14 protein-coding genes and 1 tRNA gene are annotated in these 16,234 nt (G+C 30.0%); 13 read left to right on the top strand and 2 right to left on the bottom strand.

What is annotated here, in order from left to right:
* The first annotated feature begins 37 nt into the window (after positions 1-37).
* The 11 genes from Q1A46_RS01450 (at position 38) to Q1A46_RS01400 (ending at position 11,160) form a co-directional block, all read left to right on the top strand.
* Positions 38-4,525 (top strand): zincin-like metallopeptidase domain-containing protein, encoded by a 4,488-nt coding sequence (locus Q1A46_RS01450; protein ID WP_299673247.1) that lies wholly within the window; start codon positions 38-40, stop codon positions 4,523-4,525.
* Between the two features lie 17 nt (positions 4,526-4,542).
* Positions 4,543-4,839 carry a hypothetical protein gene (locus Q1A46_RS01445; protein ID WP_299673245.1) on the top strand — a complete coding sequence of 99 codons (297 nt, stop codon included), beginning with the start codon at positions 4,543-4,545 and terminating at the stop codon, positions 4,837-4,839.
* A 284-nt stretch (positions 4,840-5,123) separates the two neighbouring features.
* Positions 5,124-5,909: a toll/interleukin-1 receptor domain-containing protein gene (locus Q1A46_RS01440; protein ID WP_299673243.1), complete on the top strand. Its 786-nt coding sequence runs from the start codon at positions 5,124-5,126 to the stop codon at positions 5,907-5,909.
* A gap of 103 nt (positions 5,910-6,012) precedes the next feature.
* Entirely contained in the window at positions 6,013-6,258 is a 246-nt protein-coding gene (locus tag Q1A46_RS01435; RefSeq protein ID WP_299673241.1) for a hypothetical protein, read from the top strand.
* Positions 6,259-6,759, top strand: a complete 501-nt coding sequence (locus tag Q1A46_RS01430) for a hypothetical protein (protein ID WP_299673239.1) — start codon at positions 6,259-6,261, stop codon at positions 6,757-6,759. It begins immediately after the preceding gene.
* A gap of 272 nt (positions 6,760-7,031) precedes the next feature.
* Entirely contained in the window at positions 7,032-7,358 is a 327-nt protein-coding gene (locus Q1A46_RS01425; RefSeq protein WP_299673237.1) for a hypothetical protein, read from the top strand.
* Between the two features lie 235 nt (positions 7,359-7,593).
* Complete coding sequence (locus tag Q1A46_RS01420) at positions 7,594-8,013, top strand: hypothetical protein (protein WP_299673235.1); 420 nt, start codon at positions 7,594-7,596, stop codon at positions 8,011-8,013.
* A gap of 169 nt (positions 8,014-8,182) precedes the next feature.
* On the top strand, positions 8,183-9,298 hold the full coding sequence (locus tag Q1A46_RS01415; RefSeq protein WP_299673233.1) for an AAA family ATPase: 1,116 nt from the start codon (positions 8,183-8,185) through the stop codon (positions 9,296-9,298).
* Between the two features lie 5 nt (positions 9,299-9,303).
* Positions 9,304-10,137, top strand: coding sequence for a hypothetical protein (locus Q1A46_RS01410; protein ID WP_299673231.1), 834 nt, complete (start codon positions 9,304-9,306; stop codon positions 10,135-10,137).
* A gap of 3 nt (positions 10,138-10,140) precedes the next feature.
* Positions 10,141-10,281, top strand: a complete 141-nt coding sequence (locus Q1A46_RS01405) for a hypothetical protein (RefSeq protein ID WP_299673229.1) — start codon at positions 10,141-10,143, stop codon at positions 10,279-10,281.
* Between the two features lie 216 nt (positions 10,282-10,497).
* Positions 10,498-11,160 (top strand): hypothetical protein, encoded by a 663-nt coding sequence (locus tag Q1A46_RS01400; RefSeq protein WP_299673227.1) that lies wholly within the window; start codon positions 10,498-10,500, stop codon positions 11,158-11,160.
* A 130-nt stretch (positions 11,161-11,290) separates the two neighbouring features.
* Here the strand turns inward: Q1A46_RS01400 and Q1A46_RS01395 are convergent, their stop codons facing one another.
* Positions 11,291-12,574 (bottom strand): site-specific integrase, encoded by a 1,284-nt coding sequence (locus tag Q1A46_RS01395; RefSeq protein WP_299673225.1) that lies wholly within the window; start codon positions 12,572-12,574, stop codon positions 11,291-11,293.
* Positions 12,575-12,628: 54 nt separating this feature from the next.
* A tRNA-Leu gene (locus Q1A46_RS01390) sits at positions 12,629-12,710 on the bottom strand.
* 171 nt (positions 12,711-12,881) lie between these two features.
* On the opposite strand from Q1A46_RS01390, the gene Q1A46_RS01385 reads away from it, so the two are divergent.
* Entirely contained in the window at positions 12,882-14,270 is a 1,389-nt protein-coding gene (locus tag Q1A46_RS01385; protein WP_299673223.1) for a dipeptidase, read from the top strand.
* A gap of 61 nt (positions 14,271-14,331) precedes the next feature.
* Entirely contained in the window at positions 14,332-16,233 is a 1,902-nt protein-coding gene (locus Q1A46_RS01380; protein WP_299673221.1) for a DUF3857 domain-containing protein, read from the top strand.
* Position 16,234: the final 1 nt, after the last annotated feature.

The raw sequence follows: 16,234 nt of genomic DNA, 5'->3' as shown, positions 1-16,234 counted from the left end.
GCAGCTTATTTAATTTATGAAAATTCAAAAAAAATTGATGATAACAACAAGTAAATTTTACCAATTACATAACATAGAGGTTGAAAGAAGTGTTTTAACTAATTTATTGAGAGAAGCGAGAGAAGAACAAAACACTAATGTAGTATATAGAATTTCAAAAGTACTGAATGAAAACCCTGATGATATCGAATTTACTTTGAGTATCAAACAATTTAATGAAGCTTCAGCTATAAATTCAAATTTAGCTGAAGCTTTAAATTCTAAAGGAGAATTAAGACAAGGATTTGTGTTTAAAAACGGATCTGTTATTCGTGTTGCAGATCCTATTGAAAATAAAAACGACAACCAGGAAATTACACCTGAAGTATTAGCTGGATTTGATTACATACAAGCTGATGACGAAGATTTAGAAACTGCACTAGGAAAAGCTGTATCTCCTAAAGAAATTTATAAAATGATAACTGAAAAAGTTATCGAGGGAGTTAATAAGGCAAAAGGAAATCCAGCAATGCCTTGGGATGAAAAGTTCCAGGATAAAGGCGGTTTTTTAATACCTCATAATTTCGACTCTAAAAAACCATACAGAGGTGTTAACGTTTTGTTACTAAAAGGCGGAAATCCTTATGCTGGATTTGAAAACCCTTACTTCTTAACATTTAAACAAGTTAAAAAGCTAAAAGGAAAAGTAAAACCAAAAACAAAAGGATCTCTTGTGGTTTACTTCACAAAATTGTACTCGTTTAGAGATGCAAAAAACAAAAAAAGTTTTTCTACTTACAACAAAGAAAAGATGATAGAGTTTTTCAAATCTAATGGTTATGATGTTAAAAAATTTGAACTATTAGTATCTGTAATACCGATTCTAAAATATTATAAGGTATTCAATGGAAAAGATATTGAGGGAATAGATTTTGGATTAGATAAACTTACAGATTTAGAAAAAGCTAAATTAGGTTATGTACAACCAAGCAAGGCTCGCCACAACGAAGATAAAAACAGTATAGCAGAGTTAATTTTAAAACATTTACCTGATCCTAAAGTTAAAATTTCTCATCAGCAAAAAGGAGCTTATTACTCTCCAACTACCGATACAGTAAACATGCCTAAGTTTGAAGCTTTTGATTCTGCTAATGATTATTACAGAGTCTTATTTCATGAATTAATACACTCAACAGCGCACCCTAAAAGATTGGATAGAGAACTTGGTGGAAAGTTTGGATCTGTTAAGTATGCAAAAGAAGAATTAATTGCTGAGTTTGGATCTGTTTTTCTTTCAGCACAAGCTGGAATTTTATGGTACACACACCAAAACCATGAAAAATATATTAAACATTGGTTATTGGCAATTTCAATGATGGAAAAAGATAATACTCTTTTAATGAGAAGTGCTACAGCTGCTCAAAAAGCAGTTGATTATTTATTGCAAGTAGACCAAGATGGCCAACCGTTATTTTTTAAAGAGCTTTCTAAAATTTCAATAAAAGGACCTGAAGAACAAAAGGCTTTACCTCCTAAAAAAATAAATACTTACCAGGAATGGAAAGATATGGTTAAACCTTTTTATAATGAAAAGGTTTCATTACAGTATTACAAAGAAGCTTTCAATACTACGCTAAATAGTAAAGAAGCTTTAATGAATGATGTAAATAAAACTTATACTCTTGATAAATTAAAGAGAATGTTTTATGTAAATAGAGATAGAAAGAAAGAATATGTAGATGCTTTTTATTCAGAATATTTACTAAGATTTTTCACATATGGAACTATTAGCTATTCATTTAAAGAAACCTTTGAAAGCGTATTAAAAAGGATTGTAGATAAAGCAGATCAAAAGTACTTAGATGAACTTTTAAATGACCTTAGAAAAGCTGAAGAAAAGAAGAAGAAAAGATCTGAACATTTAAAAAAATCAATAAGTAATCCTGAAACTTTAGAAGAGTTTATAAATTTCGTAAAATTAAGAGGGGAAAGTAAATTAACTCCAGAACAATTAGAAAAATTCGACAAGCTATTTGTTGAAGCTTATCACAAAAAGCTAGAGTTAAAGAAAATTGAAGTACTAGAGAATAAAAGCAAACTAAATAATAACATAGATATCTCTAATGTTCAATTTGAATATAATGAAAGTACGCATACAAAAACTGGAAATCAAATTCATGTATTAACTTTTGTAGATAGAGTTGAAAGAGAAGTTTATAATAAATTAAACAGTGTAGCTAGATCTTTTGGTGGTTATTATAGTTCTTATCGAAGAAATGGAGCAATACCTGGTTTTATATTCCAAACAAAAGAAAAAAGTGATTCTTTTCTAGAAGCTACTAAAAATGGAAATAAACCTTTTGATTCAACTAATTATTTAAAAGAGAAAGCAGAAAAGCAGAAAGAAAAATTAAATAAATTAAGAGTAGCATGTTTAGATAGGATAGCAGCGGCTTATGAAAATATTGAACGCCCAAGGCTAACAAACACTAGGCGTAGACAAAATATTAGTAGTTCTGTTATTTATGACCAGGAAGAAATAATAAGAGCGAATAAAATAGCTATAAACTTAATTGATAAAATTTTAGATAACAAAGTTATTGGTTTAAAGGGGTTATCACATTTAACCGAAGTAAATAGTATTATTTCTGTCATAGAAAGAGCTGCTTATGACTGGATGCGAGATCAAAAAAACAGAAACTTTTTTACTTCAACTTCTCCAAAAGTTGAGAAATTAATCAAAGAAGAAATTGAATTTCATGATATCCAAAAATTTTTAAAGCCTACATTGTTAAACTTAAACAAACAAGTCTTTCAGAGTTTAATGTATAAATATGAAGAAAAGAAAGGGTTTAAAATGATTGCTAAAAGGCTTTTAAAAAAAGCTATACAATTGAAAGACGAAAAATATACAATTTATGTGCCGTCTCAATTGATATCTGATTTTGATAAGATTGTAAAAGAGGAATCAAAAACGAGTATTAGTGATTCTATTCAACGTCCATACACGAGATATAAGAGACTTTTAAATATTATTGGAAGTAATAATTATAAACTATTAAGACAAGCTGCAAGAGAGGTTTTAAAAGCATATAAAGAAGTAGACATTTATAATTCTGAACAAAAAGAACAAAACAAGCTTAAATCACTTCTAAATGAGGTGCAATTGGTAAAAATAGATGGTTTTTTTCCTACGCCTGAAAAATTAACTAAGGAGATCCTAAATAATTTAAGGATCTATGAAGATGATACTATTTTAGAACCATCTGCTGGTATTGGTTCAATGGCTGAAGTAATAAGAAACGAATACCCAAAGAATGAGCTTACACTTATAGAAAGAGTTGATACTTTACATGAAATATGTGTATTGAAAGGATTTAATTGTTTAAACACAAACTTCTTAAACCATTCAAAAAAATATGATGTTATCATAATGAATCCTCCTTTCGAAAAAAACCAGGATATCGAACACGTATTGCATGCATACTCTTTATTAAATGACGGTGGCCGTTTAGTAGCTATTATGGCCAATAATAAAGAAAATAGTAGTATTAAAAAGCGAAAAGAATTTAGTGAATTTATAAATAATAATGGTTGGATGATTAAAAATGACCCTGGTAGTTTTAAAAGTTCTTTTAAACCTACTGGAGTAAATACAATTACAGTTTATTTAGAAAAAACTAAGACTTTAGCTCAACCTAAAACACCGATAATCAAAACAGTAAAAGAAAACAATATTCCGGTTGTTTCAGCTTCAAAAGAAATTCAAAAACCAATTGTTCCGGTTGTTCAAAACCAAGTATCTAAAATTCATAATACCGAAGTTAGAACACCTGGTAAAAATACTAAAGTGTTATCTTCTAATGATATCAACAATATGAATTTTGATACTTTAAATTTTACTGGAGAATGGGCTGATTTTATGCAAAATCCAGCTAAAAATTTAAAACTAGCTATTTGGGGGAAACCTAAGAATGGAAAAACGGCTGGTGCTACCAAGTTTGCGAACTACTTAACAAATTTTGGAAGTATCTTATATAATTTTGCAGATCAAGGCGTAAATAAAAGCACTCAGGATTTATGGAAACTTTCAGGTCTTGATAAAAAAGATAATGCTTATTTAAGTGATACAAGAGATTTAAAAGAATTAGACAGATTGTGCGCCAGTGGATTGTATGATTTTGTATTTATAGATATGATTAATACTTACATTTCTAGAACTGGAATAAAATACTTTGAGTTTGAAGATCAGTTTATAAAAAAATATCCTAATATTTCATTTATACTAATATTTGAGGTTACTAAGAGTGGTAATTTTAAAGGTGACCAAGGCTGGACTCATTTACCTGATGCACTTATAACGGTTGAAAGTTTTGTAATGCAAAATCAAGGTCGTTATGGTATTGGTGAGTATGTAGTTTGGAAAGAGGGATTAAAGAAATTCAACCAAAAAAAATATGATGAAATATTTGGTAATGATAACCAGGATAAATTAGAACAGGAAGAAGAAACAGAAACAAGTGATTTCTTTGAAGTTGTTGTTTAAATAATTATTTTCGATTTATGAAAAAAGAATATACTGATGCTAAATCTTACGCTAGAGAAACACTTGATGCTTTCTATGAAATGGATGATAAAATAAAGAAACATTTATTTGGTAACAATGTAAAACGTGTTTTCGTTGGGTATGGAGAAAATGGAGAAAAAGCACAGTCAAACTCTGATGAGTTTACTTTACCTACAGATAGTGGAATTGTAATTGAGTTTAACGACGGTAGGTGCTTTAGTGTATATCCTTTTGATAATAAACTTCAAATAGAAGTTAATACTGATCTAAAAACAGATACGGATAAATTTTAAACAATGAGGCGCATATAAAAGAAGTGTTTGAGAAAAGTAGTGGAATTTAGGAAAGAAATAATTACTAAAATTTAACACGTTAATCAAGAATAAGAAATAAAAAAGGGGAAAAACACCCATTAAAAAAGTCAGTTTGTTTAACTGGCTTTTTTTTGTTTCATTTGTTTACTATAGAGTTTTTAACTTAAAAAAACTAGTAGAACCTCTTAATAACAATAACATTAAGAACTATGAATATATGTAATTACATATATTCATAGTTATGGGTAATTAAATTAAGATATATGATTTTTCTAAGTCACAATTATAAAGACAAACCAATAGTTGAGCCAATCGCTCTAAGACTATCAAATATATATGGAATTAATAAAGTCTTCTACGACAGTTGGTCGATGCAACCAGGTGATGGTATAATTGATAAAATGAATGATGGTTTGACAGATTGTTTGTTCTTCTTGTTTTTTGTTTCAAAAAACAGTTTGGCTAGTAATATGGTAAAATTGGAATGGCAAAATGCACTTTACAAGGCGACTCAAAATAAAGTAAAATTGATTCCGGTAAAACTTGATGATTGCTTGATGCCCGCAATATTAATGCAGACATTTTATATCGACATATATGGCAAAGGTCTTGATTTTGGAATGACACAAATTGTAGATGTGTTAAACAACAAAAATACTTTCACCCCAACTCAACAGACCTATGAAAATGTTAGAGGATATATATTGCCATCTTCAACCAATAAAGAGATTGATTTAGAAATTAGAGCGGAAAGCTATACAGAACCTGTTTCTAAATATATTATCCTAATTGAAAACCCAGAAACCGAAGTTTCTATTGACACAACAAATCAAATTAAAATGCAAGCACCACAATTCATGCAAAATGTTAATGTTGCAGATAATTATAAGTGTAATGGAGTTTATTTTCGACTTTCAGATTCCACAGTGCCAGGTTTCCCCATTAAACTTAAATTAAAATCAAAGAAAGAAGCATCTATCAAATTTAAAGGGATAATGAGAGCAGTAGCAGAAAATCAGATACGAATGATACCAACAATACAAGAATAAAACCCATAACAAGGTGTATAATGCATAGCACCCTACGGGATGCTATGACACCATAGACAGAACGTTGTGGTGCATTTAGAGAAACAAACATCAAAACATTAAAATGAAAGAATATTTAGAAAAACTGAAATACGCAAAAACTGAACCTGAAGTTGACCAAATTTTAGATGAAATAGTTCCTATCCTGAAAAGTCAAGGAGTTTCACCAGCTGAAATAATGATGTATTTCAAAATGGGTGGAAATGATTTTGACTTTGTTCCAAAAACTCAAGACCATAGAATGACTCATTCAAACGCTGGAAAAGCTCAAGAAATTATGAGAAAACTAATGGCTAAATTAAAAGAATAAATGAATACTGAAACTGATTGGATTTCCGCTGTATCAAGTGCTTTAACAACAATAATTTCGGGTGGAGTTTTGTGGGTTGCTTATTATCAATTTAAGCAAGTGAAAATTCAGCTAAAAGGACTTGCGGAGAATCAAAAGAACAATACACTAATGACTGTTCTTGAACTCGAAAGTGAATTGAATAAAAGAAAAGAGAGTTTTGATAAAGCCAACTTTGAATTAAGAGAATACAATTTGGAACTCGAAAACTCAAAGAAAAAAATTAATAATGACCTTTTAGAAATTTATAATGATAAAATCGAAGTTTCAAAAGAGAATTATTTAAACTCACTAGATAGACTTTCGTATTGTATTCTTCACGATTATCTTTCAGATAGAGATTGGCGAACTGAATATCGAGACACTATTTTCGAGGCAGTAGATAATTACAAAGAAAAGTATGACATAAGTTCCAGATACAGGAATACTATTGACATCTATAACAAATGGAAAAGTGAATAAAAACGACACCAAAACAATTTGTATAATTCATTGCTAGTTAGAGCCTACTTACGAAAGTCCTTGCTCGCAAACTTTCTATCTGTGATTTATTTATCACTGAAGAACTTAAACTATGCTACTAATCTTATAAGCACAATAATAATTGAAACTAAAATAAATGGATAAATTAATCTTATTTAATGAATGATCGCAATTTATAATTAATAAACATTCAACGAAAAAGTATTTAACTGAATTAGATAATTTGAATAAAAAACACCTCATATAGGAATATGAATATTAACGATTTTACAGAAAAATATTTACTACAATTCAATGTTGTAAAAGAAAAATTAGATTATCGCTTTATATTAAATCTAATAGAAAAAGATGGAATGATATTGATTCCAGAACAAACAAAAGAATGGACTTATTCGGTATCAAAATTCGAGAGAGATATGATAAACCAACAAAATGGAATTCAAATTGGACCTTTTACAAGTGAGAAACAAATGGAAGAAAGAGTGAAAAGGCTTCTTATTGAACTTTTATTTTGTGGTTTTATAACAGATTTTTATCCATTGGATAATAAGAATAACGTTGATTTTCTTTTTAACTAATTTAAAATAAAAAAATACTACAGTTAACACTGTATAAAGAACATAGGGCGGTCTAAGATTACTCGAAAGGTTTGAGCTAATCCGCTATGCCGCCAAATATAAAATTTGGTGTTTCAATATTGATGATAAACACAAAACATTATATTGGGCTTAGTTATAAACGTGGAGTTACTGCTAACTCGCTACCCTACGTTTCTTATGCTCACAGTTGTAGCACATTTGAAAAAAAATCGATATGAATAAAATTTTACTATTTGGAATTTTACTAACATTTAGTCTAACTTCTTTCGGACAAACATTACACTTATACGGTGGGAAAAACCACGATGAGTATTTAGGCTGTCTGAATTGTAACAGTTATGACAGAAATTCTATATGGAATGAATACGGAACATATGGAAATAGTTACAACTCGAAATCAATATGGAATGAATATGGAACTTACGGGAATGAATATAATTCTTACTCACCTTGGAATGAATATTCAAATGACTCACCAGTTGTAGTTGATAAGGACGGAAATTTTTATGGATACTTTACTTTGAACGAATATAAATCAAAAAGAGCTGATTTTGGATTAGCCTTAACTATTTATAAATATTATGATTTGATTAGAGACGACGTTGGTAAATGGTACGACAAAATATTTGAATAAAAAACGTGCTACAACAATGGCTATAAGTAATTGCTTGTTCTCGCCTATTTCTGAAAATCCTCGCGGATTTTCAGTTTGGTTTGTACTTGCAAAGTTTCGTGCTAAAACACGCAACTACTCATAGCCGAAACCGTTAGCTGCAACCAAAAGAAACATTTCGTAAAAAACAATGAGTAAAGGAAATAATAATCCAAAAAGGAATAAAAATTCTCGGTATAACATTAAAAACAGACCATTTGAAGATAAGTTAAGACCATTCATAACTGCTGATATTGATAAAAAAATAAATGACCTTTTTTCACAATCAGTACGAAAAATCCGAAGTGAAAATACTGAATTCAAAAAAGAAGTCGAAAATCTAATTGGAAGAATTGAAAATGAAAAAATCAATCAAAAAATATCTGAATTAGAAAACGAACTCAAACAAATTGACGACAATTATGAACTTGATGAAATAAAACTTAAACTAAAAGATTTAACTGAACTTTCTTTGAAATATAAAAAGGACATTTCTTTACTTAAAAGAAAATGCCTTCCTTTTATTAATGTAAAAATAAATGACAACAAACCTTCTGAGGTTGGTATTGTTCATTATCAATTTGAGGAATTGATCGCAATAGTCAGTACAGGTTTAAACGTATTTTTAACAGGTCCAGCTGGTTCTGGTAAAACTACAGCAGCAAATCAATGTGCAGAGGCTTTAAATATTCCTTTTTATTTTACTGGTGCAATTGCAAGTGAATTTAAGCTTACAGGTTTTATCGATGCTAATGGAAAAATAGTTTCAACAGAATTCCGAAAAGCTTATGAAAAAGGTGGTCTTTTCCTATTTGACGAAATAGACGGAAGTTTTCCTCAAGCTGTATTAGCATTCAATGCAGCGCTTGCAAATGATTATATGGATTTTCCAGATAAACGCATAAAAAGGCATAAAAATTTTTACTGTATCGCTGCTGCCAATACTTATGGGCAAGGTGCGGATAGACAATACGTAGGTAGAAATCAACTTGACGCAGCTTCAATTGACAGATTTGTTTTCATCGATTGGAAATATGACGAAACTTTAGAAAGAAAACTCGCCCAAAATGATAAATGGGTTGACTATGTTCAATCAATAAGACGTGTTATTGAGAAAAAAGAAATTAGACATATTGTTAGTCCAAGAGCTTCTTTTTTTGGCGCACAGCTTTTAGAAAATAATCTTAATCGGGAGTTGGTTGAAAATTCTGTTTTATGGAAAGGATTAGATAATGCAACTATTGAGTTAATTAAAAATAATTTGTAGGGTCTTTGAATACAATAAATAAACATATTATTTACGATGACCTTTACGATTTTTGGTTATATGCATTTAGAGAAAGTGACGCTTACAAAAAAACATCTCGTGGATATTCGCGAGAATGGAATGGTAATGTTAGTTGGTTAGAAGCAAAAAAACTTGCTTTACAAGGTTGGCAAGATGGTTTAGAACAAGTCAAAAAATATCAAACTGAAATTACACCACAGATAACAGAAAAAGTAATTCGTCCAAGTCAAATTTATGATGTTGCTGGTTATAATGTAGATGTTGGTAGATATTTATCAAACGACCCAGAATGTTTTGTGTCTCGTGAATTTGTCGTCAATAATTCACCTGGAAGAGTATTTACACTAGTTTGTTCAATATCATTTTCAGCTGCTATAAAATCTGAAACAATTATTCAAAGAGGTGCAATAATTTGTGCTTTAGTAGATGCTATTGAATATGCAGGTCATAGAGTCGAAGTAATATGCAACGATGCTTCAAGTTTTTCAAGTAACTCTGAATATCGAAAAGGGAAACATAAAGAAAAAGGTTGGTTTGAGGTTGATGTAACTATAAAAAAACCGAATCAACCACTTGAAATGATTGAACTCGCATTTTGTTTAGCTCATCCAGCAATGCTGAGGAGAGTAATGTTTTCAGTTGCAGAAATTGAAGGTTGGTCTGACTTCGCTTGTAGTTATGGTTATCCTGCTGAAGCTACTACAAAAGGAGATTTGTATATTGAAGAAATATTTAGCGGAACAGTTCCTAACAAAAAAGCAATAAATTGGGTTTTAGAACAATTAAAAAAATTAAACATAGAAATTAAGCATAAATAAATTATGAGTAAGAAAATAACCAACAAACAAAATAAAGCGAACCAAAGTAACGCTAATAAAGGAACAAAAGGCACGAATAAACAATATTCACAAGTCCAAGGAAACAGAGGAAAACAATTAAATCCAAACAACAAAGGAAAATAATGGTAGCTGCTAATAACGTGTATAACTCATAGGTAATTAGTTACTTAAACAAAGTTAAGGTATATTTGGAAGGTCGCCAAATTTTTAAATTTGACGATTTCCGATAAAAAATAAATAGTAAAATTTAAAAATCTGGCTGTACTTAATCCGAAAAGAATTACTAATATACACGCCACAAGTTATATGCAAGACCGTTACACACATTTTAAAAAGTCAATGATAGAACAATTAATCAAGAAAACAAATACCACGGATTTTTATCAAAATGGACATTTTCATTTGACTGAATTAAAAGGTCGAATCGGATACTTTAAAACAATGGAGTTTAACTTTATCTTAGAAGAACGAGACAATTACGGAAACATTAGTAAAGTTGAATATTGGAGATTAATTACTCATAATACAATTAAATTCAGAAAACTTTTCTCGGAGCAATATTTACCTTATATCAAACTAAGAATTTTGGATGAACATCCACTACTTTGGACTTTCCACAAAAACGAATTGGAATGTGAATTGCAAGGGTTTCCGAATAATCCGAGTCAATTTATTGGAGATTTATACTTTGCTTACGAACAGAATTCAGGAAACTGGATAGAATTAAACAAGCATTTTTTCAATGTTAGAGAGCATTTCAAAAATAATAGAAAAATGAATCTTAGAATTCCTGAACCTTTGGCTAAACCGATCAGAGAAGTCTGTGAAAAACACGAAATTGGATTCAAAGTAGAAAACGTAATTAAAGATTATAAAAAAGGTTATGCTTATCGACCTAATGCGAAATTATTGATTTTCGGAAATGAAGATGTAAGTTCTAATTATTTTAATTTAGGGCAACCTTACATCATTGGAGATGAATTTATCGCGAATAAAAAATAAAAACCCACTCATTAAGAGTGGGAGAGTTTATTTCGAAAGATAACTTGTATAACTGTATTTAGTTTCCCCCCGTTAACTAAATACAGTTATATAGTCGTTACATAATCATTTCACTTACAAGCGAAAATAATTACAACATTTCGTAATCGTAATTTTTACTCCAATCTTCAGGCAACTGCCCTCCTATTTCACGCAAATATTTCCTTGTAGTTTGTTCGTTATCATGTCGCATGATAGCCTGTATTTTTAAAACTGCTTGGTGTTCACTTAAACCTTGTTTTGTATACTGGTAATACAAACTTAAAGCTGCTGTATGCCTAAAAGAATACACTCCATATTCAGAACTTAATTTAAAATGATCTTTTACTTTTTTAAATCTTCGTATAAAAAAATCTTCTCTCGATTTTTCTTTTTGCGTTACCCAATAACCAGGTTTTTGATCCTTTCCAAACAAAAACATTTTCGCTTCATACTGCTGCAGTTTCAATTCACCTAGATAAACCTGCAAAGGCTTAACAATTCTAACATATTCCCTACCTTTTGTTTTTGTATTTATATCAATTACGTTATCCTGTAAATTAATGTTATTAATTTCAATTCTTAAAATCTCAATAGGTCTTAAAAATGTATACCACATTACTTTAAGATACTGATACAAATACGGCTCATTTTCTCGAACATATTTTAAAATATCTTCTAATTGTGATGTGTTAAACGGTTTATTCTTTTTTGGTGTACTTTTAAGTAGTGGTATCTTTTTTATAAAATTATCAGCTATGATATCTTTTTCAACTAATTCAGTGAACATAGAAGATAAGAACCTCCTATGATTATTCCTGGTCGTATTGGAATCTGTTTTAGTTTTAAGTAGATCTGATAAATAAAATGAGATATGCTTTTTTGTAATCTCAGTTATTGACTTGTCATTTATCTTTTTATCCGTAAGCCATTTTATAAAAGAATCTAAGTAACTTTTATTAACATCTTTAGTTGTTTCCTTCCAAGTATTTTTCCTGTGCTCAAAAGCCAATTTTAAAGCATCTACAGCAGTGTAAGATTCTTTTTCTACATCAGCATCAACTTTAACCACTTCAAAAGGATTAAATCCATCTTGTAAATATCTTCGTAAAGCCCTTTGTAAGTTTCTAGCAGCTTGCTCCCTCCCTGTTTTGGTTTTTATCCTATTAATTCCTTTTCTCTCTGTAAACTTATCCATTTTACCAGTAAAAGGGTTTCTGTAGTAATAATATACATGCCAAAGCTTTTTAACTGTGACGACTTTTTTTCCGTCAACAATTTCAGTGGGTCTATATATTTTTGGATCTGAATACAATTTACTTAAAATGTTTACTCTTACTAAAAGTAATGTTTTTATAGGTTCATTAGCAGGTTCACTAGATTTTTTGAGTGTCATAAAAAAAATGCTTTGAGATAAATAATTACTCAAAGCATTGTTATTGTTGACTTGTACGGGTGAAGGGAGTCGAACCCCCACGCCTTGCGGCACTAGATCCTAAGTCTAGCGTGTCTACCAATTCCACCACACCCGCTAATACTAAAATTTGGTGTGCAAATATACACAAACTATTCAAATCTCAAACTTAAAAACACGTATTTCTAAAATTTTCTTTTTTTATTCTAGTAATTTGCTCTTTTACAAACTAGTTCTTAATTATTTTTTCTAGAAAAAAAGTAACTTAGCATAAATAATTAAAGACATAATGCACACCGTTAAAGAATATATTGAAAAAAATAAGAAACGTTTTATTAATGAACTTATTGATCTTTTAAAAATCCCTTCTATAAGTGCTGATACAGCTTTTTCTCAGGATGTTTTAAACACTGCTGATTCTATTATGAAATCTCTTAAGGAAGCTGGATGCGATAAAGTAGAGTTATGCGAAACGCCTGGATACCCTATTATTTATGGTGAAAAAATAATTGATACTAATTTACCTACAGTTTTAGTTTACGGACATTATGATGTTCAACCAGCAGATCCTTTAGAATTATGGGATTCTCCTCCTTTTGAGCCAGTTATCAAGAAAACAGAACTTCATCCTGAAGGAGCAATTTTCGCAAGAGGAGCTTGTGATGATAAGGGGCAAATGTACATGCATGTAAAAGCATTAGAATATATGACTTCTGAAGGCAATTTACCTTGTAATGTTAAATTTATGATTGAAGGCGAAGAAGAAGTTGGTTCTGAAAGCTTAGCCTGGTTTGTTCCAAGAAATGTTGAAAAACTAGCCAACGATGTTATCTTGATTTCTGATACAGGTATGATAGCTAACGACATACCATCTATAACTACTGGATTAAGAGGACTTAGTTATGTAGAAGTTGAAGTAACAGGACCAAATCGTGATTTACATTCTGGTTTATATGGTGGTGCAGTAGCTAATCCTATTAATATTTTAACTAAAATGATTGCTTCATTACATGATGAAAACAATCATATTACTATACCAGGATTTTACGATAAAGTTGAAGAACTTTCTCAAGAAGAAAGAAATGAAATGGCTAAAGCTCCTTTCTCTTTAGAAGAATATAAAAATGCTTTAGACATAGATGACGTATATGGAGAAAAAGGGTATACTACCAATGAAAGAAACTCTATAAGACCAACTTTAGACGTTAATGGAATTTGGGGAGGTTATATTGGTGAAGGAGCAAAAACTGTTATTGCTTCTAAAGCTTACGCTAAAATATCTATGCGTTTAGTTCCTAATCAAGATTGGGAAGAAATAACAACATTATTTAAATCTCATTTTGAAAGTATTGCTGCTGATAGCGTTAAAGTAAAAGTAACTCCTCATCATGGAGGACAAGGTTATGTTACACCTATAGATAGCATAGGATATCAGGCTGCTAGCAAAGCATATCAAGAAACTTTTGGAGTTACCCCAATACCTCAACGAAGTGGAGGAAGTATTCCTATTGTAGCTTTATTTGAAAAAGAATTAAAAAGCAAAACTATTTTAATGGGATTCGGATTAAACTCCGATGCAATTCACTCTCCTAATGAACACTTCGGAATATGGAATTATCTAAAAGGTATCGAAACCATACCTTATTTTTATAAATATTTCAGCGAATTACATAAATAGCATTTAAAACCCCTTTTTGGGGTTTTATTTTTTTATTAAATTCGCAGCCTAAAAAAACACTATGAAAAAACTTATTTTACTTGCTTTCTGCTTTTTACAATTAAGCATAACAGCTCAAGATGCTGAATTATCGATACTAACTATACCTGCTGAATTAACAAAAGACGCTAATGCTGTAATACGTGAAAACTACATTGAAGTTGACATTGAAGATTCAGACAGAATGACTGTATACAAAAAAAGAGTTGTTACTGTTTTAAACAAAGAAGGAAATAGCGAAATTGACACTTATGCAAATTATGATGACGATACAAAAATCACTAAACTTTCCGCTAAAGTTTATGATAAATTCGGGAAAGAAATAAAAAAATACAGTAAAGGAAAGTTTATAGACGTAAGTGCTGTTGATGGAGGAACTTTATACTCTGATGCTCGTATGAAATACATCAACTACACCCCTATTCAATATCCATACACTGTTGTTTTTGAATCTGAATATTCTACATCTTCTACAGGTTTTATTCCAAGGTGGTACCCAATCGGTTCATTTTACATTGCTATTCAAAAAGCAGAATATAAAATTAACAACCCTAAAAATTTAACCATAAGAAGAAAAGAAAAGAACTTTTCTGGATACCCAATAGAAAAAGTTTCTAAAAATCAAATCCACTATAAAATAGTAAACCAACCTGCTACTGAATATGAAAGAAGCACAGTTGGTTTTTCTGATCTGTTTCCCTCATTAATGGTTGCTTTAGATCAATTTACTTTAAAAGGTGTTTCAGGTGGCGGATCTAACTGGAGTGAATTTGGAAAATGGATGGACAGCAAACTTTTAAATGATAAAATAGTTCTAACTCCAGCTACAGTTGCAAAAGCTAAAGAACTTATTAAAAATTTTGATAATGACATTGATAAAGCCAAAGCCATTTACAACTATATGCAGAACAAAACTAGATATATAAGTGTACAAGTTGGAATTGGTGGATGGGAACCTATTTCTGCTGAAGAAGTAGATAAATTAGGTTATGGAGATTGTAAAGGTTTAACAAATTACACTAAAGCTTTGCTAAATGCTGTAGGTGTTAAAGCTAATTATAGTGTTGTTTATGCTAAAGAACGAAGAGACATTGATAAAGACTTTACATCTATGCAAGGTAATCATGTGATTTTAAATATTCCTAATGACAACGGAGAAGATATTTGGTTAGAATGTACTAGTCAAACTATGCCGTTTGGTTTTTTAGGTGATTTTACAGACAATCGTGATGTTTTAGTGATTACTCCAGAAGGTGGTGTTATTAAAAGAACTCCTGCTTATAAAAATGACTTTAATTCACAACACACTTCTGCTAATATTATTTTAAATTCTAATGGAAGTTTATCTGGTAAAATTGATATCACATCGAAAGGAATTCAATATGACAATAAACAAGCTTTAGATAAAAAGTCTAAAAGTGATTTAGAAAAATATTACTTATCTAATCTTTGGGATTACAACAATAACATGAGCATAAATAAAATCGACATTAATAACGATAAAGACAATATTGTTTTTAATGAAAAATTAGATGTCGCTATTAATGATTATGCTACTTTAAATGGAAATGAATTTTTATTTAGAGTTAATGTTTTCAACAGAAACTCTTACATTCCAAAACGATATAGAAACAGAAAACTTCCTTTACAAATAGAAAGAGGTTTTAAAGACACAGATAAATACACCATAACAATTCCTGAAGGTTTTAGCATACAACAACTTCCCGAAGAAAAAACTATCAGTAATAAATTTGGAGAATATAAAATATCAATAAAAAAGATCGATGATAAAACTTTAGAATACAATAAATCGATTTTAATAAAAGAAGGAACTTACCCTAAAGAAGATTATAAATCATATAGAAAATTCAGAAAAAGTATCGCAAAATTAGAAAATGCGAGAATAGCTATTTACAAAAACTAAC

The organism is uncultured Tenacibaculum sp. (genome assembly GCF_947502995.1).
In the GTDB taxonomy this organism is placed as follows: domain Bacteria; phylum Bacteroidota; class Bacteroidia; order Flavobacteriales; family Flavobacteriaceae; genus Polaribacter.
The sequence above is the reverse complement of the archived record's forward strand: the minus strand, read 5'-3'. Positions and strand labels throughout refer to the sequence as shown.